At 60.8% G+C, this 23,711-nt stretch carries 18 protein-coding genes and 1 pseudogene; 13 read left to right on the forward strand and 6 right to left on the reverse strand.

What is annotated here, in order from left to right; genetic code table 11:
• Positions 1 to 4 precede the first annotated feature (4 nt).
• From FG99_RS33180 to FG99_RS31970, 5 genes are all read left to right on the forward strand, one after another.
• Entirely contained in the window at positions 5 to 709 is a 705-nt protein-coding gene (locus FG99_RS33180) for a filamentous hemagglutinin N-terminal domain-containing protein (RefSeq protein WP_051878594.1), read from the forward strand.
• Positions 666 to 8,633, forward strand: a complete 7,968-nt coding sequence (locus FG99_RS33070) for an RNase A-like domain-containing protein (protein ID WP_051878596.1) — start codon at positions 666 to 668, stop codon at positions 8,631 to 8,633. Before FG99_RS33180 ends, FG99_RS33070 begins: the two co-directional genes overlap by 44 nt.
• A gap of 2 nt (positions 8,634 to 8,635) precedes the next feature.
• Positions 8,636 to 8,929 (forward strand): contact-dependent growth inhibition system immunity protein, encoded by a 294-nt coding sequence (locus FG99_RS31965; RefSeq protein ID WP_141766232.1) that lies wholly within the window; start codon positions 8,636 to 8,638, stop codon positions 8,927 to 8,929.
• A 289-nt stretch (positions 8,930 to 9,218) separates the two neighbouring features.
• The gene (locus FG99_RS08040; RefSeq protein WP_043268666.1) at positions 9,219 to 10,199 is read left to right on the forward strand and encodes an IS5 family transposase; all 981 of its coding nucleotides are present in this window, start codon (positions 9,219 to 9,221) and stop codon (positions 10,197 to 10,199) included.
• 422 nt (positions 10,200 to 10,621) lie between these two features.
• Positions 10,622 to 11,182 (forward strand): hypothetical protein, encoded by a 561-nt coding sequence (locus FG99_RS31970; RefSeq protein WP_156060053.1) that lies wholly within the window; start codon positions 10,622 to 10,624, stop codon positions 11,180 to 11,182.
• A 188-nt stretch (positions 11,183 to 11,370) separates the two neighbouring features.
• On the opposite strand, the gene FG99_RS08045 is transcribed toward FG99_RS31970, so the two are convergent.
• On the reverse strand, positions 11,371 to 12,759 hold the full coding sequence (locus FG99_RS08045) for an IS4 family transposase (RefSeq protein WP_043268668.1): 1,389 nt from the start codon (positions 12,757 to 12,759) through the stop codon (positions 11,371 to 11,373).
• 271 nt (positions 12,760 to 13,030) lie between these two features.
• Between FG99_RS08045 and FG99_RS31975 the strand changes: the two genes are divergently transcribed.
• From FG99_RS31975 to imm45, 5 genes are all read left to right on the forward strand, one after another.
• Positions 13,031 to 13,534, forward strand: a complete 504-nt coding sequence (locus FG99_RS31975) for a hypothetical protein (protein ID WP_141766014.1) — start codon at positions 13,031 to 13,033, stop codon at positions 13,532 to 13,534.
• A gap of 199 nt (positions 13,535 to 13,733) precedes the next feature.
• Entirely contained in the window at positions 13,734 to 14,300 is a 567-nt protein-coding gene (locus tag FG99_RS31980) for a hypothetical protein (RefSeq protein WP_141766015.1), read from the forward strand.
• A 107-nt stretch (positions 14,301 to 14,407) separates the two neighbouring features.
• A complete protein-coding gene (locus tag FG99_RS31140; protein ID WP_061562915.1) occupies positions 14,408 to 14,764 on the forward strand; it encodes a hypothetical protein in 357 nt (118 codons plus the stop codon).
• Between the two features lie 153 nt (positions 14,765 to 14,917).
• On the forward strand, positions 14,918 to 15,790 hold the full coding sequence (locus FG99_RS31145; protein WP_081884590.1) for a PoNe immunity protein domain-containing protein: 873 nt from the start codon (positions 14,918 to 14,920) through the stop codon (positions 15,788 to 15,790).
• Between the two features lie 137 nt (positions 15,791 to 15,927).
• Positions 15,928 to 16,257 (forward strand): Imm45 family immunity protein, encoded by a 330-nt coding sequence (imm45, locus tag FG99_RS31985; RefSeq protein WP_168187687.1) that lies wholly within the window; start codon positions 15,928 to 15,930, stop codon positions 16,255 to 16,257.
• A gap of 102 nt (positions 16,258 to 16,359) precedes the next feature.
• Here imm45 and FG99_RS08050 read toward each other — a convergent pair whose 3' ends face one another.
• Both FG99_RS08050 and FG99_RS08055 read right to left on the reverse strand, forming a co-directional pair.
• The gene (locus FG99_RS08050) at positions 16,360 to 16,812 is read right to left on the reverse strand and encodes a BRO-N domain-containing protein (protein WP_043268670.1); all 453 of its coding nucleotides are present in this window, start codon (positions 16,810 to 16,812) and stop codon (positions 16,360 to 16,362) included.
• A 350-nt stretch (positions 16,813 to 17,162) separates the two neighbouring features.
• Positions 17,163 to 18,698: a hypothetical protein gene (locus FG99_RS08055; protein ID WP_043268672.1), complete on the reverse strand. Its 1,536-nt coding sequence runs from the start codon at positions 18,696 to 18,698 to the stop codon at positions 17,163 to 17,165.
• A 577-nt stretch (positions 18,699 to 19,275) separates the two neighbouring features.
• Between FG99_RS08055 and FG99_RS08060 the strand changes: the two genes are divergently transcribed.
• From FG99_RS08060 to FG99_RS08070, 3 genes are read left to right on the forward strand one after another with little or no spacing between them, the layout of a single operon-like run.
• On the forward strand, positions 19,276 to 19,953 hold the full coding sequence (locus FG99_RS08060) for a CsgG/HfaB family protein (RefSeq protein WP_009613369.1): 678 nt from the start codon (positions 19,276 to 19,278) through the stop codon (positions 19,951 to 19,953).
• Positions 19,954 to 19,983: 30 nt separating this feature from the next.
• Positions 19,984 to 20,355, forward strand: a complete 372-nt coding sequence (locus tag FG99_RS08065; protein WP_024128116.1) for a DUF4810 domain-containing protein — start codon at positions 19,984 to 19,986, stop codon at positions 20,353 to 20,355.
• Entirely contained in the window at positions 20,355 to 21,014 is a 660-nt protein-coding gene (locus FG99_RS08070) for a DUF799 domain-containing protein (RefSeq protein ID WP_009613365.1), read from the forward strand. Before FG99_RS08065 ends, FG99_RS08070 begins: the two co-directional genes overlap by 1 nt.
• 148 nt (positions 21,015 to 21,162) lie before the next feature.
• Here the strand turns inward: FG99_RS08070 and FG99_RS33185 are convergent, their stop codons facing one another.
• The 3 genes and pseudogenes from FG99_RS33185 to FG99_RS08080 form a co-directional block, all read right to left on the reverse strand.
• Positions 21,163 to 22,035 (reverse strand): methyl-accepting chemotaxis protein, encoded by an 873-nt coding sequence (locus FG99_RS33185; RefSeq protein ID WP_371263862.1) that lies wholly within the window; start codon positions 22,033 to 22,035, stop codon positions 21,163 to 21,165.
• A pseudogene (locus tag FG99_RS33190) lies at positions 22,018 to 23,082 on the reverse strand (methyl-accepting chemotaxis protein); the annotation flags it as partial. The pseudogene FG99_RS33190 and the gene FG99_RS33185, both read right to left, overlap by 18 nt.
• 172 nt (positions 23,083 to 23,254) lie before the next feature.
• Positions 23,255 to 23,500, reverse strand: coding sequence for a DUF6868 family protein (locus FG99_RS08080; RefSeq protein WP_009613362.1), 246 nt, complete (start codon positions 23,498 to 23,500; stop codon positions 23,255 to 23,257).
• Between the last annotated feature and the right edge of the window lie 211 nt (positions 23,501 to 23,711).

Consider the following 23,711-nt stretch of genomic DNA (forward strand, 5'->3'; position numbering starts at 1 on the left):
GGACATGGACATCCGCCGCCCCTTCTACAAAGCCATCGCCAGCGCCCTGGCCGGCCTTCTGTTCCTCAATCCGATAGTCGCAGCCGCCGCCCAACTGGCGGTGGATGCGGCCGCCGGTGGCAACACGCAGATCGGCGCGGCGGGCAACGGCGTGCCCATCGTCAACATCGCCACGCCCAATGGCAACGGCCTCTCGCACAATAAATTCAGCGACTACAACGTCGGCCAGCAGGGCCTGATCCTCAACAACGCCACCGGCAAGACCTCCAGCACCCAGCTGGGCGGGATCATCCTCGGCAACCCCAACCTCAAGGGCCAGGCGGCGCAGAAGAGCCTCAACGAAGTCACTGGCGGCAGCCCCTCGCAACTCAAGGGCTACACCGAAGTGGCCGGGCAGGGCGCCCACGTCATAGTCGCGAACCCCCACGGCATCACCTGCAACGGCTGCGGCTTCATCAACACCCCGCGCGCCACCCTCACCACCGGCAAACCGATCCTGGCCGGCGAACGCCTGCAGGGCTACGACGTGGATGGCGGCGAAATCGCCATCGAAGGCGCCGGGCTCAATGCCAGCAACCTCGACCAGTTCGAGCTGATCACCCGCAGCGCCAAGCTCAACGCCGACCTGTACGCCAAACAGCTCACCGTGGTGGCTGGCCGGCAACATGGCGGCCAGCGCTGGCGACATCCGCATCGACGCCAACGGTAAGCTGGAACTGGCCCAGGTAGCGGCCAGCGGGGACCTGGCGCTGAAAGGCCAGGACGTGGCGCTGAACGGCCCGGCCTATGCCGGGGGCAGTGCCAGCGTGCAGGCCAGTGGGGCGCTGAGCAATGCGCAGAGCCTGGCGGCGGGTTCGACCCTCGAACTGAAGGCCAGCCAGCTCAGCAACGACGGCGTGATCGAGGCTGGCGTCAACGCCGACAACAGCCGCAACGCCCGCGGCGACGTGGTCATCGACGCCCAGAACCTGCGTAACGCCGGCACCGTGCTTGCCAGCCGCAACCTGCAAGCGAAGGTCGCCGGCACCCTGGACAACCAGGGCGGCGCCATCAAGGGCGGCAACGCGAACCTCACGGCCAACACCCTCGACAACCGCCAGGGCCGCCTGCTGGCCGACGGCAACCTGACGCTCGCGGCGCAGCGCCTGGACAACCGCAACGGCCAGGCCGGCGCCGCCAGCCTCCAGGTCAGCGGCGGCGACCTCGACAACCGCCTCGGCCTGTTCAGTGCCGGCCAGGCGCTGAGCTTGGACCTCACCAGCCTCGACAACAGCGGCCAGGGCACCCTGGTCAGCAACGGCACGCTGCAGGCCAAGGTCAGCCAGAAGCTGGACAACCATGCCGACGGCCTGCTTTCGGCCAAGGGCGCGCTGGGCGTGCAGGCCGGGGCGGTGGACAACCGCGGCGGGCGGCTGGTCAGCGATGCCGTCCTGAGCGTTTCCGGCGGCAAGCTGGACAACAGTACCCAGGGCGTGGCCAGCGGCAAGGCCGGCCTGCAGCTGGACCTCGAAAGCCTCGACAACAGCGACGGCGGCACCCTGGCCAGCAGCGGCGACCTGCGGGCGAATGTGCGTGGCGCGCTGGACAACCACGGCGACGGCGCCCTGGTCGCCAGCGGCACGCTCGACGTCATGGCCGGCAGCCTCGACAACCAGGGCGGCCTGCTCTCCAGCAACGGCAACCTGCAACTGGCCAGCGGCGCCAGCGACAACCGTGGCGGGCAGATCCTCGCCCAGGGCCGCCTCGACGCCAGCACCGCCGGCCTCGACAACCGCGCCGGCGTGCTCAGCGGCCAGCAGGGCCTGTCGCTGCATGCCGGCGACATCCGCAACGGTACGAGTACCGCCGGCCAACCCGGCGGCCTGATCACCAGCCAGGGCGCCCTCGAACTGCGCGCCGGGCAATTCGAGGCCATCGGTGGCGGCGAAGTCTCTGCCAAGGGCGACCTGCAGCTGAGCGTGGCCCGGCTGATCCAGCAACAGGCGAAGCTGATCGGCGAAGGCAACGTGCGTATCGACCTGGACAGCAACGGTCAGCATGGCGACTTCGACAACCGCGGCGGCTTGCTCAGCGCCGCCGGCGCGCTGCAGGTCAACGGCCTGGGCAACCTCGACAACCGTGGTGGGGAAATCTCCAGCAACCAGGGCTTTGCCCTGAACGCCAGCGGCGACGTCGACAACGGCGACCAGGGCGGCATCATCAGTGCCGGGCAACTGAGCTTGTCCGCAGCCGCCCTGCGCAACGCCAACCAGGGCCTGCTCTCGGGCTGGCAGGCGCTGGCGGTGAACGCCGCAAGCCTGGACAACAGCGCCAGCGGCACGCTTTCCAGCCGCAACGGCACCCTCGACGTCACGCTCAGCGGCGTGCTCGACAACCACGACCAGGGCGCGCTGGTCAGCCAGGGCAAGCTGAGCCTGGCAGCCGGCAGCCTGAACAACGCCGGCGGCATCCTCTCCACCCAGAGCGACCTCGGCCTGGCCCTGGCCGGCGACCTCGACAACCGCAATGGCGGCCTGCTCAGCGCCCAGGGCGAACTGGCCGGCAGCGGCCGCGCGCTGGACAACCGCGGCGGGGAGATCAACGCCAACGGTATGCAACTCGACGCCAGCAGCCTGGACAACAGCGGTGGCAGCCTGGCCAGCAGCGGAGCCCTGCGCCTGGGCCTGCTCGGCGCGCTGCTAAACCTGGGGCCGAACGCCAAGCTGGCCAGCGCCGGCCCGCTGGACCTGAGCGCCGGCAGCATCGACAACTGTGGCGGACAACTGGTCAGCCAGGGCCTGCTCAGCGTCCTCGCCGGGCGCTTCGACAACAGCGCCGGCGGCACCGTGGCCAGCCAGGACGCCCTCAACCTCAGCCTCAGCGGCGACCTGCTCAACGGCCAGGACGGCCTGATCTACAGCAAGGCCGGCAAGCTCGACATCGGCGCCGCCAGCCTCGACAACGCCGCCGGCACCCTGCAGGGCCAACTCGACACCACCCTGCGCATCCAGGGGGCCGCCGGCAACCAGGGCGGGCGCATCAGCAGCCAGGCCGGCAACCTCGACCTGCGCAGCGCCAGCCTGGACAACGGCACTGGCGGCGTCCTCGACAGCGCCGCCGGCTGGCTGAAACTGGTCACTGGCGGGTTCAGCAACAACGCCGGCATCACCCAGGCGCAATCGCTCGACGTGCAGGCCACGGGCGGCATCGACAACCGCAATGGCCACCTCTCAGCGGTCAGCGGCAACAACACCCTCGTCACCAGCGACCTCGACAACCGCGGTGGCGGCCTCTACGCCGGCGAATTGCTGAGCGTCACCGGCAACCAGTTGCTCAACCAGGGCGCCGCCCTGGGTCAGGGCGGCAAGATAGGCGCGGGCGATATCGACTTCAGTCTGGCCGGCGCGCTGAATAACCGCTTCGGCCTGGTCGAAAGCAGCGGCAACCTCGACCTGTCCGCGGCCAGCATCGACAACGTGGTAGGCGCCATCCGCGCCCTCGGCCAGGACGGCAGTACCCGAGTGAGCAGTGCCGGCCTGCTGGACAACAACCTCGGCCGCATCGAAACCGCCGCCCAGGACTTCAGCCTGCAGGCCGGCGCCCTGCAGAACGGCGGCGGCAGCGTGCTGCATGTCGGCACTGGCAGCTTCGGTATCGACCTGGCCCTGGCCGGCCAGGCCGGCGGCAGCTTCACCACCAACGGCAGCCTCAGCTACCAGGCCGCCAACTGGACCAACAACAGCATCATCCAGGCGCGCAACCTGACCCTGAACGTCGGCACTCTGAACCAGGGCAGCGGCGGCCAGTTGCTCGCCGCGCAGAGCTTCAACGGCAGTGGCGGCAACTGGACCAACAACGGCCTGATCGCCAGCGACGGCAGCCTCGACCTGAGCCTGAGCGGCGGCTACACCGGCAACGGCCGCTTCAGCAGCCTGGGCGACCTGACACTGGGCGCCGGCTACATCGGCCTGGGCGCTTCGGCCAGCATCGCCGGCGGCGGCAGCACCCGCGTCAGCAGCAGCGGCACCCTCGACAACAGTGGCCGACTCACCTCTGCGGCGGGCCTGCAAGTCAGCGCAGCCAACCTGAACAACTACGGCACTCTCGGCAGCGCCGCCAACCTGCGCCTGGTGGCGAGCAACCTGCTCAACCAGAACGGCCTGATCTTCAGCGGCGGTGACATGGCGCTGCGCGTGGGCAGCTTCACCAACCGCGAGGCGGACGTATACAGCCTCGGCGCGCTGGACCTGGCGGCGGACGACGCCGGCAACCGTGCCGCGCGCCTGGACAACCTCTCCGCCAACCTGGAGAGCGTGGGCGACATGCGCCTGAACGTCGCCGCGCTGAACAACCAGCGTGTGGTGCTGGTGGTCAACGACGCCGGCAAGTACACCGCCAAGATCGTCGAGGTGAACTGCTACAAGTACCTCAACGACAGCATCGCCGACTGCTCCGGCAAGCGGAACGGCGTATGGGAAATCACCGAGCGCGACAAGCTCGAGGTGCTGCAGGCCAGCGCCGCATCCTCCATCAGCGCCGGCGGCAACCTGAACATCAGCGGCGACACCCTGAACAACGCCAGCAGCGTGATCAGCGCCGGGCAGAACCTCTACGCCACGGTCGCCAACCTGACCAACCAGGGCGTGGTCACCGGCGAGACCGAGACCTTCCGCGTATTCGTTTCTCAGCGCACGAGCAACATGTCCAGTTGGGTGAACGAGGCCAACGCCTTCACCGACAAGTACTGGTACGAAAGCCCGGACTACATCAACGATCCAGCCGGCCTGGCCGACGCGATGAGCCATTTCATCGCCCGAACCGAGCGTGACCTGCCGCAGTTCGGCTCGGTGACGCAGCTCAACAGTGGCGACCAGACCTACGCCGGCATCATCCAGGCCGCCGGCAACGTCAGCATCAGCGCCAGCAACCCGATCAACAACAGCGTCATCCGCAACAACTACACCTACGTCAACCCGGGCCAGAAGACCGGCGACACCGCCGTCGGCGCCAGCCCGGTGAGCACCGTGGTGCCGATCAATGCCCAACTGCCGCCGGACCTCGCCCAGCAGCAGGTCAACCCCATCACACTGCCGGGCTTCAGCCTGCCGCAAGGTCAGAATGGCCTGTTCCGCCTCAGCGGCGAAGCCGGTAGCGGCGGGGCCGCCGGCAGCGTACAGGGTGCCAGCGACCCGGCGCTGGCCGGGGCCAGTAGCGCCCAGTCCGATTCCGGCCTGAACATCCCGCGCGTGCAGGGGCTGCCCAGCAGCACCACGCCGAGCAACAGCCACAAGTACCTGATCGAGACCAATCCCGAGCTGACCAGCCTGAAGAGCTTCCTCAGCTCCGACTACCTGCTGGGCCTGCTCGGCTACGACCCGGACCAGGCGCAGAAGCGCCTGGGCGATGGCCTCTACGAACAGCGCCTGATCCAGCAGGCGGTGGTGGCGCGCACCGGCCAGCGCTTCATCGACGGCATGGCCAGCGACGAGGCGCTGTTCAAGTACCTGATGGACAACGCCATCGCCTACAAGGACAGCCTCAACCTGACGGTGGGTGTGGGCCTGACCGCCGAACAGGTGGCGGCGCTGACCCACGACATCGTCTGGCTGGAAGAGGCCGTGGTGAACGGCGAGAAGGTACTGGTGCCGGTGCTCTACCTGGCCCAGGCCGACAACCGCCTGGCGCCCAACGGCGCGCTGATCCAGGGCCAGGACGTGAGCCTGATCAGCGGCGGCGACCTGAACAACGCCGGCACCCTGCGCGCCAGCAACAACCTCAACGCCACCGCGGCGAACATCATCAACAGCGGCCTGGCGGAGGCCGGCAACCGCCTCGACCTGCTGGCCACCGACAGCATCCGCAATACCGCCGGCGGCATCCTCGCGGGGCGCGACGTCAGCCTCACCGCGCTGACCGGCGACGTGATCAACGAACGTAGCGTCACCCGCATCGACAGCGCTCAGGGCAACCGCACCTGGACCGCCAGCTTCGCCGACAGCGCCGCGCGCATCGAAGCGGCCGGCAACCTCGACATCAGCGCCGGGCGCGACATCAGCAACCTCGGCGGCGCACTCAAGGCCGGCAACGACCTGCTGCTGAACGCCGGGCGCGACGTCAACATCAGCGCCGCGCAGGTGGAGAACGGCCAGGTCAACGGCAGCCGCTCCTACAGCCAGACCATCCAGCAACTGGGCGCCGAGGTCAGTGCCGGCCGCGACCTCGACATCAGCGCCGGCCGCGACCTGACCGCCGTGGCGAGCAGCCTCGACGCCGCGCGCAATGCGGCGCTCAGCGCCGAGCGGGACGTGACGCTGGCTTCGGCGGCGGATGAGAGCCATAGCTACAGCAAGACCAAGAAAGTCACCGCGCAGGAGGACCATGTCCACCAGCAGTCCACCACACTGAACGCCGGTGGTGATGTTCTGGTCAGCGCCGAGGAAAACATCACCCTCAAGTCCGGCAAGATCGACGCGGGCAACGAAGCCTACCTGGTGGCCGGCGACAAGCTTGAACTGCTGGCGGAAAACGACAGCGACTACTCGCTGTATCAGAAGAAGAAAAAGGGCAGTTTCGGCAGCAAGAGCTTCAAGCGCGACGAAGTCACCGATGTGAAGGCGGTGGGCAGCCAGATCAGTGCCGGCGCCGACATCACCCTGCTCAGCGGCGGCGACCAGAAATACCAGGCCGCCAAGCTCGAAAGCGGCAACGACATCGCCATCGTCAGCGGCGGCGCAGTGACCTTCGAAGCGGTCAAGGACCTGCATCAGGAAAGCCACGAGAAGAGCAAGAGCAACCTCGCCTGGCAGTCCGCCAAGGGCAAGGGCAAAACCGACGAGGCCGTACGCCAGAGCGAGCTGATCGCCAACGGCAGCATCACCATCAAGGCCATCGATGGCCTGAATATTGATTACAAGCACATCGACCAGAAGACCGTCAGTCAGGCTATTGATGCCATGGTACAGGCCGATCCGAATCTGGCCTGGCTCAAGGATGCTGAAGCTCGGGGGGATGTGGATTGGCGGGCCGTGAAGGAGTTGCACGACAGCTACTCCTACAGCAGTTCTGGATTGGGGGCAGGGGCGCAACTGGCTATTGCGATCATCGTGACCTACCTCACTGCTGGCGCAGCGAGCGCTGCAATTGGCAGTGCAGCCGGCGCGACCGCGGGATCAGGAACCGCAATGGCTGCCGGTACAGCTGCGACCGCCGCCACTACCGCCTCCTCAGCAGGATGGGCGAACCTTGCACTTACTGCGGTGGCAACGTCTGCGGCCTCCCAAGCAGCCATCAGCACTATCAATAATCGGGGGAACCTGGGAGCAGTTGTCGAAGATGTGACCTCTCGCGATGCACTCAAGGGCTATGTAGCCGCAGGCATCAGCGCAGGCTATTCCCCTGACAATATGGCTCTACAACTGTCCGTCAAGGCTGCGCTAAAGACCGCGACTCAAGGAGGCAGCTTCACGAAAAACCTGGGGCAAGCCGCTATCGATATGGTTGCGGATACTGTCTCCGGGGCTATCTACAACAAGGTTGGCAATGCGCTTGTTGGTACCGGCCTGTCCACCAAGGTTGCGGTACATGCAATCGTCGGCGGCTTGATCGCCGAAGCAGCAGGCGGCGACTTCCGTAGCGGCGCTCTCGCGGCGGGAGCCAACGAAGCGTTGGTGGCTTCCTTCGGCGACAAGATCTTCCCCGGCCAGCAGCATGAACAATTGTTGGCCATGACCTCGCAGTTGGTCGGCATGACAGTGGCCGCTGGGGTTGGAGGTGATGAGAAGGCACAGGAGAAAGCAGGTTGGGTGGCTCAGCAGGCAACTCTCAATAACTATCTCGCCCACGAAGAGGTGGACGAGATGGCCAAGGAGTTGATTGGCTGTCGTGCCAATGCAAATCCAGACGCGTGTCGTGGACAGGTAAAAGACAAATTCCAAGAAGCTAACGACAGTAAAACCGGAGCGAAGCTCTATGGCTGCCAAAGCCTAAACGGCACATCCTGCGCAGCGCAGCTAGACGCAATAGAGGCCGGCTCGAAGGCGCTGGACCGCTTGGTAGACTCACCTGCCTTGTTGCCTGAAGAGAAAGCCATCGTCGAGCACTTCCAAGAGCAGACCTTTGCCGATTATGCGGCGGGGGTGCACTTGGACTTGATTACATTCGCTCAAGAGAACTATGGTGCCATCCTGGTGGGAGGTGGTGTCGGTGCGGCGGTTAAAGGGGCTGGAGAGGCTACTGTCCCAAAAGAGGCTGCTAAGGCAGTTAGCCCAATTGTTCCAGGTGGTGGACTTGCAGCTCATGAAGCAGCTGGTGGGCACTTGATTGCAAAGCATGTTGGGCAATCAGAGGCACAGTTGCTAAGTCGTCTTTCGGCTGAGCCTAAAATTACCGGGTCGTCATCTTTTTATGATCGAACATTTGCTGAAAAGGCCGTTTCACAAACCTTGGATATGAAGCAAGCAGAAATTGCGAGCTGGCTTTCTGGGAGCGCAAACCGCTTGAGACTTGACCATACCCTATCAAGCCCTGTTGGGATATCTGTCGCTCGTGGCGCGTCCAGCGCAGTAGATGCAAGTTCGGTCAGGGTCATACTTGTGCGTGACTCGAAAATGCCAACAGGGTATAAAATTCTTACAGGATTCCCTACGGTGCCATGAATATGAAAAATTACAGCATTCTCGGTCAGTTATTAGGCTGCTATTTTCATCAAGACTGGCCTGAAGAATTCAGTAATAGTAGCGGGGTGATTCATGAGATTACTAATACTGAATCTCGCGATAGGTTACTCGCGGGGGCGGCTGAGCTTGATCAGTTGATTGCTCTTAAGCTTTCTGAAGAGGATTGTCGCGAGATTATGATTGCTAAAATTGGATGTTTCTTTGAGCCCGGATCCGAAGGACTGACATACGCAGATTGGTTGTTGAGGGTGCGGGCTGCTTTTTTAGAGCAATAATTTGTTGTCCCAAAAGGAACTCCGGGTGCTGATGCGGCATTAAATTTCCCTGGTCGAGTTCAGTCACGTATTAATTTGATGACAGGTGATAGCAAGGCTGGATGGGAGCATGTCGTTAGTCGTCACTACAACTCGTCTAAGAATGCTAGTCAGTTCACTATTCCCCAGGGCGAGTTGAAGTCGCTTCTCCAAACTAAAGAGGTGGTTGGTACTCCTGTAACTAGGGGAACTCTGAAGAAGACTTTCCGAATCTGGTGAAATACGCCGATCCCACTGCCCGAGATTCCCGATGAAGCAGATGACCTTCGCCGACGCCGAGTACGCCGGCAAGCGCAAGCAGACCCGCAAGGAGTTGTTCCTGATCGAAATGGATCAGGTGGTGCCGTGGCAGGGTTTGATCGCCCTGATCGAACCGCATTACCCGAAGGGCGAAGGTGGTCGTCCGGCCTATCCGCTGATGGCGATGCTGCGCGTGCATCTCATGCAGAACTGGTTCGGCTACAGTGATCCGGCGATGGAGGAAGCGCTGTACGAGACCACCATCCTGCGCCAGTTCGCCGGTCTGAGCCTGGAGCGCATACCCGACGAAACCACCATCCTCAACTTCCGGCGCCTGCTGGAGAAACACGAGTTGGCGGCGGGGATTCTGGCGGTGATCAACGGCTACCTGGGTGACCGAGGCCTGTCGCTGCGCCAGGGCACCATCGTCGATGCCACGCTGATCCACGCGCCGAGTTCGACCAAGAACAAGGACGGCAAGCGCGATCCGGAAATGCGCCAGACCAAGAAGGGCAACCAGTACTATTTTGGCGCGAAAGCGCACATTGGCGCCGACGAGGACTCCGGCCTGGTACACAGCGTGGTGGTCACGGCGGCGAATGTCGCGGACCTCACCCAGGTCGACCAACTGCTGCACGGCGAGGAAAACGTAGTGTGTGCTGACGCGGGTTACACCGGAGTCGAAAAGCGCCCTGAACATGAAGGCCGGCCAGTCATCTGGCAGATCGCGGCTCGGCGCAGCACTTACAAGAAACATGGCAAGCGCAGCGCCTTGTACAACGCGATCCGCAAGATCGAGAAAGCCAAGGCGCAGACCCGCGCCAAGGTTGAGCACCCATTCCGAGTGGTCAAGCGGCAGTTTGGTTACACCAAGGTGCGTTTCCGCGGACTGGCCAAGAATGCCGCGCAAATGGTGACGCTGTTTGCCCTGTCGAATCTGTGGATGGCTCGCCGGCATTTGCTGGCCGGCATAGGAGAGATGCGCCTGTAGTGCGGAAGATGGCTGCTGCGAGGGGCTCGCGGCGGCTAAAAACACAGAAATGAGCGGCTGACCTGATGGCTTTTGATCGATTGGTCGCTTTCAAAATCGGCAGGCGCTGAAGTCGGTCAGATATTCATCACTATTTCAGACCATCCTTAAGCAGTCGTTGACCCTTGATGGCGCGACTCTTACGCCAAAGCCGGCAACATCTAGTGCTTCAGGTAAGGCTCAGGCATTCACTGTTGAAGGACATGCAACAGTTAAAGAAGTCCAAGTTCATCCTGGCGGTGGAGTACATGAAGCGCCGTATTACAAGTTGACATACAAGGATGGAACGGAAGTTAGAGTGATTGATCCGGCGTCGGGTTTTAAGCCAGGGACGATTACTAGTTATCAGCAGTATTTTGATGCTGCCGGTAACCGATTGAAATATGAGGGTGGTCAGTGGAAAGCGTGGGATTAATTCAATGACAATATTTGTTCCTGATTTAATGGCGGAGTTGACCCCCTCTAAATGCGCAGCTGGGTTTAAAGTTGGCGAGTGCTTTGATACGGTTGAGGAGTTAATCGGAGTTGTTGAGTGGTACGACAAAGACTCCACGCTTGATCAGAGGATTTCCTCAAATATCGGCTGGATGGGCGTGGTCTCAAAGTGTGGATTTCCCGGTGGCCCTTATACGATAGTGAAATCACTTGTCTATATGAATAATGTGGTTTCTCTAGAGTTCGAGGAAAACTTGAAGTTGTATAGGGTGTGTGTTGGTCGTGGGTATGGTGGAAGCTTCGCTGGGGTGAGACCGGGGGATCGGTTACGATCTCTTGAGGTGAGTTTCGATATTATATTCAATGATATGGATGATGACTTTCTTCTTGAGGCTGGTGGGAAAATCTTGGAGGGAGTTAGTTTTATAACGGACTATAGAGCATCTCTAGAACATGCTCCCGAGCAAACCATTCAGTTCATATCCATACACGATTGGTCTCTTCGATAAGCTCTATGCCAACAAATAGCCCCGGCATTGCCGAGGCTTTTTGCTTCTGCTGCTGTCGCGCCCTACCGCCCGAACCTTCGCCGTTCATGCTCGGCCTGATACAACGACTGTGCATTGGAGGCCAGCAACAATAGCGAGCGGCAAATCTGCAAAACATCGACCGAAAAGGGGACAGATTTGAATGGCACTTACTTAACCCTTTTCGGATGACCGTGTTTCTTGATCGCTGCCCGAGCAGATTGACGTGTGCAGGTCAGTAATGGGTAGGTCTTTGGCCTTCGCTTGAGGGCTCTGGGTTCAACTCGCCCGGAGCGATTGCCGACACGCTGTTGCGCGACCAGAACCAGCAGGCCGCGAAGAGTCGTACCTCCGTCAGGATCATCGTCGAATTGCCGCCACGCCAGCCATAGCTGGAGGCTGTGCTTGAAGCTCAATTGACGGGGTAGGCAGTCAGCCATCGAGGCCGATTGCGCCATGATCAGGCGAATCAGGTTGTGTGCCAGCAGGTAAATCCAGAGTTCCTTGATAGCCATCGCGGGAGCTTTACAGCTCAGCATTTCGAGCCCCATCGTGGTTTTGAGATTGCGCAGATCCAACTCTACGTGCCAGCGGCTTTTGAACAGCGCTTTCAAGGCAGCCTTGGGTGTTTGACTCGTGCAGCGCAGCGTCGTGACCAGAATCTTGTCGCCCGCTTTCAACTCCCGAACCTCCAACCTGTCAGGCACTTGCTCGTAGTAAGCCTGACTCATCCAGGATGGGCGTTTCCGGGGCTTTTCCAGACCGATCAGATGATCGCGCGTCCCCAGGCGCTTACCTCGCCGAAAGTCGGTACTACGCCGACGCGCGCCATATTGCTCAAACACACCATCGATGCCCCTGCGTTGCAATTCGCACAGCAGGAAATAGGTCGCATAGTAGGCATCTCCCAGCAAAACATCGCCAGCGTTCAACGTATCGAGCATCGACCGCAACAGGGTTTGCTCATCGCCACCCTTGCCGCGAAAACGACCCAATGCCGCATTCAGCACTGCACCGCTGGAGAGGCAGACGATGCCAACCAGCCGACAAATCGGAAAGCCCAATCCCGGCTTTTGCCTGCGCGACTGCGGATAGGCGGCCTGATTAGCCGTTGTATCCGGCATCGACACCGTCGTGCCATCCACCAGCCGAACCGGCCTACCCATCCACTGCCCTGTCTTGGCTGAAGAGTGACTGATCAGGCTGCCAGTGTTGCGCACCAGCGTGGAAACCATCTCCACCGGCAACCGCTGACGAGCACGGCAGTAGCCGCCGGTGTGCGTGCTGCACGGCTTCAAACCCGCTAACAGTTGTTTGACGGCCATCTCATTGACCGCCTTCTGGCAGGAACGGTCGGCACTCAAGGCCTGGGCCATGAACATGGACAACGTCTCTGTCGGCGGGAACAAGCGCTCCCGATGAACCGGCAGCAACGACTCGACATGCTCGAATAATTCAGGGCCGGTTAGCAGGTTGAAGAAGGCGTAAGCGTCCGTATTCGATGTATGCCGACGGGCGCGCTGCTGTTGATGAATGACGGCTTGGCGCCTAGGATTCATCTGGGCTGCTCCTTGGGCTCGGTGTGTGTTCGCAACTATCACCGTAGACCAAGAGCAGCCTTTCTTTTCTGAATCAATCGCTTAGCGCTTAAGTAAGTGCCATTCGGGACAGATTTATTTTTCCTGTTCTAAATCTGATCTGACGGCAAGATTAGAGTAATGAAAATAAATGTGTCCTTTTTCGTGAGGTCTGTAAACAAGCTTCTGGATGGTGGGCGACTTAGTCGGGCTATATAGTTAAAGGTATGGAAAAGTATTTGGGATAGTCACTTTGATAGCGGCAAATAAAAAATTCAAAGAGGTGGTGGGAGGTATCAGTCGGGGGGAAGAGTCTCTCGCTGAAAGTTTACTCGATCTGCTTGCTGGTGGATTTGTTATAGATGATGGATGCGCATTCTTGGCCGCCCTTAAAACCAGAGGCGGAAATTCTCGTTTAGATAGTTTTCCAGATAGGACTGGTTATGAATGCTTCATCAATTCAATTCACATAGACGACTATGTGGCTTCGGATTTTGTTTTACAGGCCTGCCTATTTGTGGAAGCTCTATTTGAGAGTTGGCGGGGGGCTGAAGGGACCGGTTGTAGGAAGCTTCAAGCTATTATTTCTTGTGATGAGTTTGGGGCGGTAGTTAAGTTTTGTTTGGTTAGGGATGGTGAAAGCTGGCTTTCAGATAATTTGGAAGAATATGAAGAGGGTATCTTGGTGGCTGATTCACTTGAGAGACAGTTATTGACAGGAGGACTTGAGTTTCTGGGGATAGAGCGCGGGAAATAGTGATGGTTATATTTTTGTTCTAAGCGCGAGGCGATCTAGAAATAATCGGAAATAGCAGAAAGGAAACGGTTAGCTTCTTCTAGAGTTGGCGCCGGAAAGGGGATAAATTTATTTTTCCTGCTCTAAGGCTGATCTGGCGAAAAGGTTAGAGTGATGAAAATAAATTTGTCTCTTTTGGTGAGGTAATTTTTGAGATTCCATGATTTCGGTGGTTAGAGTGGTTGAGAAATTTGAAGCTTTGTTGTCCCGTCTTGTAGATTCTTCAAAGTTATTGCCAGAGTATGTTTTCAAGATTAAGAAAGCTGGGGCGAACATTGTGGAAAGAGAGGTTCTTTATGAGGATGACTTTCTGCGCGACCTTTTTTCTATTTCCCGAGGATTAGGTGCGACGAAAATTTTCTTCTGCTTTGTCCTAGTGCTCGAAGACGGTGGTCATGAGGTCTCCGGCGTTATCGATATGGATGTTCTTGATGATGCATCCAAGTACTTGGATGTTCTGGTTTCATCATATGAGAAGCACATATTTGAGGGTGGGCGAGCAAGAGTAATTGCTTTTTCAGATACTGCTGATTGGGCTTTGTATATAGAGATGCTAGAGGAGTTTGGTGTTTTTGTTTGGATGGAAGGGTTAAATGGAATTTTGAAGAAGCTGAGAGGGGATTATTTTGTGGGGAGAGAGTATTTGGAAAGGCAGGTTAGGCAAGGGGTTTTTAAAAAAGACTATATGGAGAGGCTTCTAAGTGTATATGAGTCGAAGGTTGAATAGAAACGAAAAGGGGGCAGATTTATTTTTCCTACTCTAAAGCTGGCTGACTGGGCAGGATTAGGGTGTGATAAATAAATCTGTCCCCTTTTTTGAAAGAGTTCTCTTAAATGAAGCTGGTTATAAGATTCCCACAAGATATGAGAGCTGAACAGTTGCTTAGGCAAAGCCGAATTCCTTGCTTGTGTAAAGTGTCTAAAGAGTTTGAGATTTCTTTTTCAGATACTGTTCCCGCATCATCCGGATTTGTCTGTGATTGGGATCGAAGAGAGTTGGAGTTAAGAGCAGTTGCAGGAGGTGGGGGTGAATATACACACTATGCAAATGGCCTGATTACACTGAGGAAAATTGGAATTGATACCTATAAAGTTATTGACCTTGAAATGTTTTATACTAATTTTGGTTGGTGCGCGATTTTGAAAGATGGTGAATATGCACCTCCTGGTAATTTCTGGGATGAAGAATAGGCAAGCCCTATTTCTAGTGCTAAGAAGAAAGGGGCTGTTTTTCTGGTTTGAAGCTGGCTGGACGGGTAGGGTTGAAATGATAAAAATAAGCCATCTGCCTATTTGCGAGCCTTTTGCTCTTTCCTCTCAGGCTAACTTGATAGGAGCGCAACAGTGATTCGGTGTGCTGTTGGTGATCTTTCGTACTGGAATTCAAGGGTTGAATTTGACCTGGGGGTAGTGGCTGATAATTCGGTATTGATTTCCTCGCCAAGCCAGAATCCAGTTTATGAGCCGCAGTTTGTTTTTAATCTGGCGGAAAGGTATCTTCGGCTAACACTTCGTCGTTATTCGCGAGGTGACCCCATATGTGAGCTTTCTCAGTATTTCCCAAAGGTCTTGGATAACTGGGGGTTATCAAACAAGCTTGCTGGTGAAGTGTGCCATGAACACAAGATTGCTACTTGTCGAGACTGGGATTTTAGGCTTTCAAATCTTAATCACTATAATTGGTGCTTCTGGCTTGTAGGATTGGCGCTAGCCTTGGGAGTTCCTGATGTGCAATGGCGACGTTTGCTAAAGCTTATTGATGGAGAGGGCGAAGACATACTGCTGGATCGCATTATTGCTAGCCGCCAGCCTGAGCGCAAAATTGGGACGGTACTATTACATGCGAAACCCTATGCGAGGCTGCTCAAGGCCATTGATGCACCTCGAGAGAGGCAGGCTGGATTATTGCGAGATTTTGTCGACCACTGGTATCCGGAACTTAAGCGGCCGGCGCCTAAAAGTCGCAAGACTCCCACTGTTGAACCTTACTGGTACATCTATGGTGATCCGGAAAAACATCCATTGGAAAAGGGGAGCTATTTCGGGCGCTGGTGCATCGAAGCAGTGGCGGCGGTAAAGGCCTTTGGTATTGACGACTCCTTGTGCATAGGACATGAGTATTATCCTGGAGATTTGCTGCGTCCGGATGGTCCATCCACACATCCAGCTCGCGACGAGCCTAGGAGAAGCTGGTGGTCGAGGTTGTTAAGTAAATAGAAAGTAAAAGGGGGTGGATTTATTTTTTACTCTAAAACTGATCTGATGGGCAGGACTAGAGTGATGAAAATAAATCTGTCCCAATTTTGCAGGAGTCATGAGGGCTCTTTTGGTGATTACTATTTGAGGTCTAGATGATGGATGAGTGGAAAAGGCTCTCTGATTTTGATGATCTAATAGCAAGGGGTGTTGTAATTAGATCTCCATCAGGTGGGTTGTATGAGGAATATGTGGATATTATTGTATTTGATCCGCTGGACCGGAATAGGGGAATGGGAGGGCTGATTGTCTCAGGGCAGAAGGCGGGTATGTATTTGGCAATTTTCCCAGTTGAAAGTACCGAAGGAAGGTGCCTTAAAAAAAGATGGGTTATCGAGAATTGGCAGCGCTGGTTCTTTCCTGGGGTTGATGTCGGAGACGTCTATTGTGCTAGGTTTCCAGCGCCAGCTTCATTGCCGAAGAGTTAGCGGAGCTGAAAGGGAGCGAAAAGGAAACAGACTTATTTTCCTGTCCTCACAAAATAAGCCTGTCTCTTTTTTCCTGAACCAGTAAATAGCCGCACCTGCCCCTCACCGATCCAGCATCAACCTCGGCATCTCCTCCAGCGGCACCCACAGCTCCCCTTGCCAATCCAGCAACATCACCCGGCGTGCCTGCCAGCTCATCAGTACGCGGCGGGGGGTGTGGTGGTCGGGGGCGTGTTGGTCGCGCAGGGTGGGGATGACTTCGCGGCTCAGCCATTGGTCCAGGTGCTGGCTTTCCGGGTGGCCGAAGCGGATCAGGGCCTTGTAGAGGCCGGCTTCGTTGATCATGTCGAGCGGTTCTTCGCTGTCGGTGGCGTAGCGGACGTGGATGCGGCGGGTTTCGTGGGGGCGGAAGCGGTAGTGGAAGCGCTGGGGGTAGCCGAAGCCGAGGAGGCGGGCGAGGTCCTGGGCGGCGAACCAGGGTTGGTTGTCGATCATCACGCCGCGCAGGGGGCGGCCGTGGCGAATGAAGGTGGTTGGGGTGTATGCGTCGTGCATTGTCGGACTCCTATTCCATTGAGGAGCCGCCGCCATCTGCTGTCAGTCGAATGGAGGCGGACCGTGCGGAGGTGACAGACCGGGAATAGGAACCGGCAGACCCGAAGGTCTCCCCCGCACGATCCGCCATGGAGGATTGCAGCAGAAAACTGCAGGTGTGCGGGAGCCTGCGAAAACGTTCGCCGTTTTCGCCTGCACCTTCTGGCGCATCGCGCCTATTCGTCGGACTGTCAAACCCGGCCACGGGACTGACCGTGGCCGGGGCAGGATAGGCAGGTCGCTGGAGCGGCGGAAGACGGATAATTTCCGAAATTCCCTGTAGGACGGGCCTTGGCGACAAGGCGGCGGATTTATCCCGGGCTGCCAGCCGGCTCTGCCTCCACTTCGATGTCCAGGCGCTGCAACCTGAAGCAGGCCGGCTCCGCTCCGCCGTCCAGTGCCTCGCCGAGCAGGGCGATGTAGCGGCTTTCAGCTTCTTCCACCAGCAGCTTCTTGCCGCTGGCCAGCGGCAGCGTGGGGCAGAGGATGCGTGTCGTGCCGGCGTCGTCCAGCAGCAGGGCGTTGCGCGGGGCGCTTTCCTGCAGTTTGCTGCGCAGGGTGATGCGGCAGGCGCGGGGATGTTTCGAGAGCCAGGCAAGGGTCAGCTGGGCTTGGCCGTTGCCTGCCGGGGTTACCCTGTCGACGCGCGCCAGTTGCCAGGGCGCTTCGGAGCCGGGGCGGATGCCGAGCAGGTCGCCGGCCTTGGGCGGTGGGGGCTCGCCGTTGCTCCAGAGCGCGGATACGCCGTTGGAAAGGGGTGTGACCTGGCTCAGCGCTATGACCGGGGGCCGTTCGGCGGCGCTTTCGCTGGGGGATTTGAATTCGATGGGTTCCAGGTGCGGCACTTCTTCGTCGAGCCCGGCCCGGCCGTCGCTGTGGATTGCCCAGACGTCCTGCGCCTTGGCCTGGAGGGCGAAGTGGCGGGCGTCCAGGGCGGCCTCGTCCTTGCCGGCGCCCAGGTGCTCCAGGAGTGCGCCGAAGCCGTGGCAGGCTTCCCAGTCGGCGCCGGGCGGCTGGCCGCGCCAGCTGCGCAGCAGGTGGTCCTTGAGGTCGAACCCCTCTTTGGCGCCGCCGAGGCCCTTGAAGTGCTGCATCACCTTGATCGCTTCGTCCAGCTGCAGCGCCAGGTGGCCCTCGGTGGCGGGCGCCTTGTCGATGTCGAGGAACGCCTGGTCGCGGTCGCTGGCGATGATCCAGCGGTCGGTATCGCGGGCATTGCCCAGGCGGGCCGTCGAGGCGAGCGTTTCCAGGGATTCGATCAGCACCTGCAAGGCTTCCCCGGGCATCTGCAGGGGGGCCGAGCTTGCCAGCAGCAGGGCGCCGAGGTAGCCGCGGCTGATGCTTTGGCTGCGGGCTTCCGGGATTTCCGGGTCCTTCACGTCGATGTCCTGCAGCGACGCCTGCCGGGCCTTGGCGTAGAGGCGATGGAGCAGGCGCCAGAAACCGGCCGGCGCCTCCTGGCCGTTGAGCAGGGCGCTGAAGTGGATTTCCTGGGCGCTGCGCAGCGTGCGCTGCAAGAGCAGTGCCTTGAGTTGCGCCTCGGTGCATTCGCCCCGGGCCAGGGCCCAGTAGCCCTGGATCAGCCGGCGGTGCAGGGCGGCGATGAGTTGCGCCGCCTTGTCCGCCCGCCGTCGCTCGGTGCTGCCCCGTCGGTCGCCGAGCAGTTCGGCGAGGTTGTGCCCCAGGTCGAAGACTTCCGCTCGCGAACGCTCCAGTTGCTTGAGGCGTGTGGCTGGCGGCAGGCGTGCGGAATCCAGGTCGACCAGGCGGTGGTAGAGGGCTCGTGTCCGGGTTGCCAGGTAGGCAACGTCGGGGCGCCGGGTGGCGTCGTTCGACTGCGTTTTCATCGCGGAAGGCTCTAGGTTGCGGTTCTCCAGAACTTGCCCGGAGACTGCTTGCTTCGCTATGCGATGGGTTTAGGACGCATCTGAAAAACGCTGGGGAAAGGGCTTTTTGCATGGACTGTTGCGCGCCGATGTGCTCGCCAGGGCCGGGAGCACCGTGCTGGAGCCGCGGTTCCGTCCACTGCGCGAAGAGGATTTCTTGAGGCACTTCTGATTCCACGTAGGTGGTATGGGTGGTGGCTCAATGCTTGTGTTTTAATGGCGCGGCCAGGTAACAAGATGTTTTCGAAGGATCGACGGGATGCAGTTCATTCCCACAGGCTGGATGCCAGGCCTTGTCTCGCCTCCTCCTGCCGTTCACGCCGGTACGTCCTGTAGCGGCTGCGTTTCCCGTGCTCGAACTTTCCTTCCTCGCATGCCTGCGCGCATGGGTTCCGCCGTGCGCGTCGGGTGCCCGGGCCCATCGTGGTTCCGGTTGCCATGGTGGCTCTATGGCATTGCCTGGCCATTGAGAAGACGGCCGTCGGCATTGGCTGGCGGCCCTGTTTATTGGATTTCCGAGGGGGAATGCAGTGTGAAGATGAAAATGTCCCGGGGCTTGTTGTTGGGCGTGGCGTCCGCCGCCCTGCTGACGGTCGGCGGTTGTGCCACGGAAAGCTCCAGGGCGCTGCCGGTGCAGCAGGTGGAGAGCGTCAACAAGCCGTATTCCGGCGTGCGTTCGCCCATTGCGGTGGGCAAGTTCGATAACCGCTCCAGCTATATGCGGGGCATCTTCTCCGATGGCGTCGACCGCCTTGGCGGCCAGGCGAAGACCATCCTGATCACCCATCTGCAGCAGACCAACCGCTTCAACGTGCTGGACCGCGACAACATGAGCGAGATCCAGCAGGAGGCCGCTATCAAGGGCCAGGCCCAGCAGCTCAAGGGCGCCGACTATGTGGTGACCGGCGATGTCACCGAATTCGGTCGCAAGGAGGTCGGCGACCGCCAGTTGTTCGGCATCCTCGGGCGCGGCAAGACCCAGGTGGCCTATGCCAAGGTGGCGCTGAACATCGTCAACATCAGCACCTCCGAGGTCGTCTATTCCTCGCAGGGGGCGGGCGAGTACGAGCTGTCGAACCGCGAGATCATCGGCTTCGGCGGCACCGCCAGTTATGACTCCACGCTCAACGGCAAGGTCCTGGACCTGGCCATGCGTGAGGCGGTGAACAAGCTGGTGAACGCGGTGGACAGCGGCGCCTGGAACCCGGCCCGATAACCCGAAGAAAAGCAGGGAGTAGTGATGTTCATGGGTAAGAACTTTGTTGCCAGGGGCTGCCTGGTGGCGCTGGTGTGCGCAGGCGTGGCGTCGCTTGCCGGGTGTTCCTCGCCGAAGACGCTGTACCAGTGGGAAAGCTACCAGTCCCAGGTCCACGACTATTTCACCAGCGAGGCGAAGGAGGCGCAGGCCGAGGCGCTGGAGCGCGACCTGCAGAAGATCGCCGCCACCGACGGCCATGTTCCGCCAGGCTATCACGCGCAACTGGGCCTGCTGTATTCGAGCCTGGGCAAGGACGACCAGATGGTCCAGCAGTTCAATACCGAGAAGGCGCTGTTCCCGGAGTCGTCGGCCTACATGGATTTTCTGCTGAAGAACGCAAGGCAAGGGGGTAGCAAGTGATGTGGAACCCGATCAAGACTCTGCTGGCCCTGTTCGCGCTGGCGCTGCTCGCCGGTTGCGCGCCGCAGAAGACCGTCGACTACTCGGCCTACAAGCAGGCCCGGCCGCGTTCGATCCTGGTGCTGCCGCCGCTGAACGATTCGCCGGACGTGAAGGCGACCTACAGCATGCTCTCGCAGGTGACCTTCCCACTCGCCGAGGCCGGGTACTACGTGCTGCCGGTGGCGCTGGTGGCCGAGACGTTCCGCCAGAACGGCCTCTCCACCCCGGCGGACATCCATGCGGTATCCCCGGCGAAGCTGCAGGAAATCTTCGGCGCGGATGCGGCCCTGTACATCACCGTGACGCAGTACGGCACCAGCTACATGGTGCTGAGCAGCGCGACCGTGGTGACCGCCGGGGCCAAGCTGGTGGACCTGAAGACCGGCACCACCCTGTGGACGGGAAGCGCCACCGCCTCCAGCGAGGAGGGTAGCAGCAATAACAACGGCGGCCTGCTGGGCATGCTGATCACCGCGGCGGTCAAGCAGATCATCAGCAGCGCCCAGGACGATGCCGGCTACCCCATCGCCGGTGTCGCCAGCCAGCGCCTGCTGTCCGCCGGGCGGCCGGGTGCGCTGTTGTACGGCCCGCGTTCGCCGAAGTACGGCACCGACTGACCCGCCGAGGCCGGGCGAGGGGATGAGGTTGTCTCTTCTGCCGTAGGCAAGGATGGCCCCGGCGTCCCTGCCGTGACCCATCCGCCCTCAGCAAGGGCCCGCCCAGCATTCGCCGGGCGGGCCTGGCGGGGCAATCAGACGATTCCGATCAGACGCGGAAGTGGCTCACCAGCGTCTGCAGCTGCCCGCCCAGGCGCGCCAGTTCCACGCTGGAGGCGGCGACTTCTTCGCTGGCTGCGGCGGTCTGTTCGGACACGTCGCGCACGCTGACCACGCTTCGGCTGATTTCCTCGGCCACGGCGCTCTGTTCCTCGGCCGCGGTGGCGATCTGCTGGTTCATCGCCTGGATGTTCGACACGGTGCGGGTGATGCTGCCCAGGGATTCGCCGGCCTGGCGGCTCAGGGCCACGCTGCTGGCGGTCAGTTCGCGGCTGCCGAGCATGACGCTGGAGACCTGGCGGGTGCCGCTCTGCAGGCCGGCGACCAGGGCTTCGATCTCTTCGGTGGACTGCTGGGTGCGCTGGGCCAGGGCGCGGACTTCGTCGGCCACCACGGCGAAGCCGCGGCCGGCCTCGCCGGCGCGGGCGGCTTCGATGGCGGCGTTGAGCGCCAGCAGGTTGGTCTGCTCGGCCACCGACTTGATCACGTCCATGACCTTGCCGATCTTCTCGCTCTCCTGTTCCAGGCGCTGCATGGCGTCGGCGGAGCGTTCCACTTCCTCGGCCAGGCGCTCGATCTGTTCCACGGCCTGGTTCACCACGCGGTCGCCGTCGTGGGCTTCGCGGTCGGCGGCGGACGCGGCCTGGGAGGCCTGTTCGGCGTTGCGCGCCACTTCCTGCACGGTGGCGGACATTTCGTGCATCGCGGTGGCCACCTGGTCGGTTTCCACCTTCTGGCTGTTGGCGCCGGCGCTGGTCTGCTCGGTGACCGCCGAAAGCTGCTCGGCGGCGCTGGCGATCTGCGTCACGCCATCGCGGATGCCGCCGATCAGGTCGCGCAGGCTGTGGCTCATGCGCTGCATGCTCTGTTGCAGGCGGCCGAGTTCGTCGCGACGCTCGACCTGGATGTCGCGGGACAGGTCGCCGGCGGCGATGCGGTCGACCACTTCCATGGTGGCGTGCAGCGGGCGGGTGATCTGCCGGGTGATGACCAGCGCGGCCAGGCCGCCCAGCACCAGGGCCAGCAGGGTGAAGAGCACCTGCAGGTTGCGGGCGCGGGCGCTTTCGATGTCGCGGCGGTCCAGTTGCAGTTGGTAGAGGGATTCGCTGAGCTTGACGATGTCCTGGCCCTGGGTGGTCATTTCCTTGCGCGCCTGGACGATGGCGGCCATGTTCGCCCGCAGGGCCTGCACGCCCTCGCGGTAGCCGCGCAGCGCCGCGCCCAGTTGCTGCACGCGGGCCGCCAGGTCGGGGCCGAGGGTGTTTTCCAGCGCCGGCAGGCTGGCGAGGCTTTCGTCGAGGTGGCGGGTAACGCCGTCGCCATCGCGGGACAGGGCGGTGGCCAGGTAGTCGCGCACGTCGTAGCGGGCCTGCAGCAGGTCCTCGCGGGTGCGGCTGATGGCCTGGTAGCGGGCGGCGCGTTCTTCGTCGGCCGGGGCCTTGAGCACGTCTTCCTGCAACTGCGCGGTCAGCTCGCCGGCGCGGGCGGCCTCGCCTTCCAGGGCGCGGCGGGTGGCGTTGGCGTTCTGGTAGCCGCTGCGCATGGCGGCCAGGGATTTCTCGTAGTCGGCGATGACGCCGCCCAGTTGGTCGAGCATGCGCACGTTCTCGGGGCTGACGAAGTAGCCGCGCAGCTTCTGCTGGTGGGCCTTGAATTCGCCCAGGGCGCTCATGACGGCGCCGGCTTCCTGCTCGCCGCCGTCGGCGATCATGTATTGCAGGCGGGTGATGCGCAGCTTGGTGAGGCGGGCGTTGAGCTCGGTGATGTCGCTCATCCAGTTGCTGCGGTCGATCAGCGAGCCCAGGCCGACCCAGCTGACCACGGCGAGGATGGCGGTAAACGCCAGGACCACGCCGAAGCCGAGGGCCAACTTGAGGTTCACGCTCAGGTTGGATATCCAGCTATGCATTGACGATCTCCAAAGAAGGTTCGGTGAAGGCAGGCCATTCGGAGATTGTTCTTGTCGAGGCCATGGCAAGGCGCACCGCGCCAGGGAGGAGTTATCGGCAGGGCATGGCGGAACCGTAGGAAAAGTAAGAAAAATCTGACGCCAGAAACGAGGCGCGCCGTTCCGGGGACGGTCAGCCCCCGGTTATCCACAACGCCAGCAGCGGCACCAGGTTGAACAGCAGCACGCCGATCTTGTAGATGGCCATGCCGCCGTAGTGCAGGGCGTCGAAGGCTTCCCGGCCCAGGCCGAACCAGTGCTTGTGCAGGCGGTACAGGCCGTCGTGGGCGAGGCTGAAGGCGCCGAACCAGAGCAGCAGCACGGCGTAGTTGAGCAAGGTGCACCAGAGCAGGAATTCCTGCGGGTCTCTGACGTTCATGGCGATCTCCCGGGCGTTTTTTCATTCGAGGGCGTCTATGTCGGACGGTTCCGGCACTCGCCGAACGTCGCGGCCAATGGCGGGGCGGCCGGCCGCCGTGGATAATGCGCCACTGCCGTGCCGCGGCTTTGCGGCGTGGCCCGCGGCCGGTTCCCGCGCGGTGGTGGTCGCCCCGCTGCGCCCGTGGTTTCCCGGCCCCTCTCCCTGGTCC

Source organism: Pseudomonas sp. AAC (assembly GCF_000725445.1).
In the GTDB taxonomy this organism is placed as follows: domain Bacteria; phylum Pseudomonadota; class Gammaproteobacteria; order Pseudomonadales; family Pseudomonadaceae; genus Pseudomonas; species Pseudomonas citronellolis.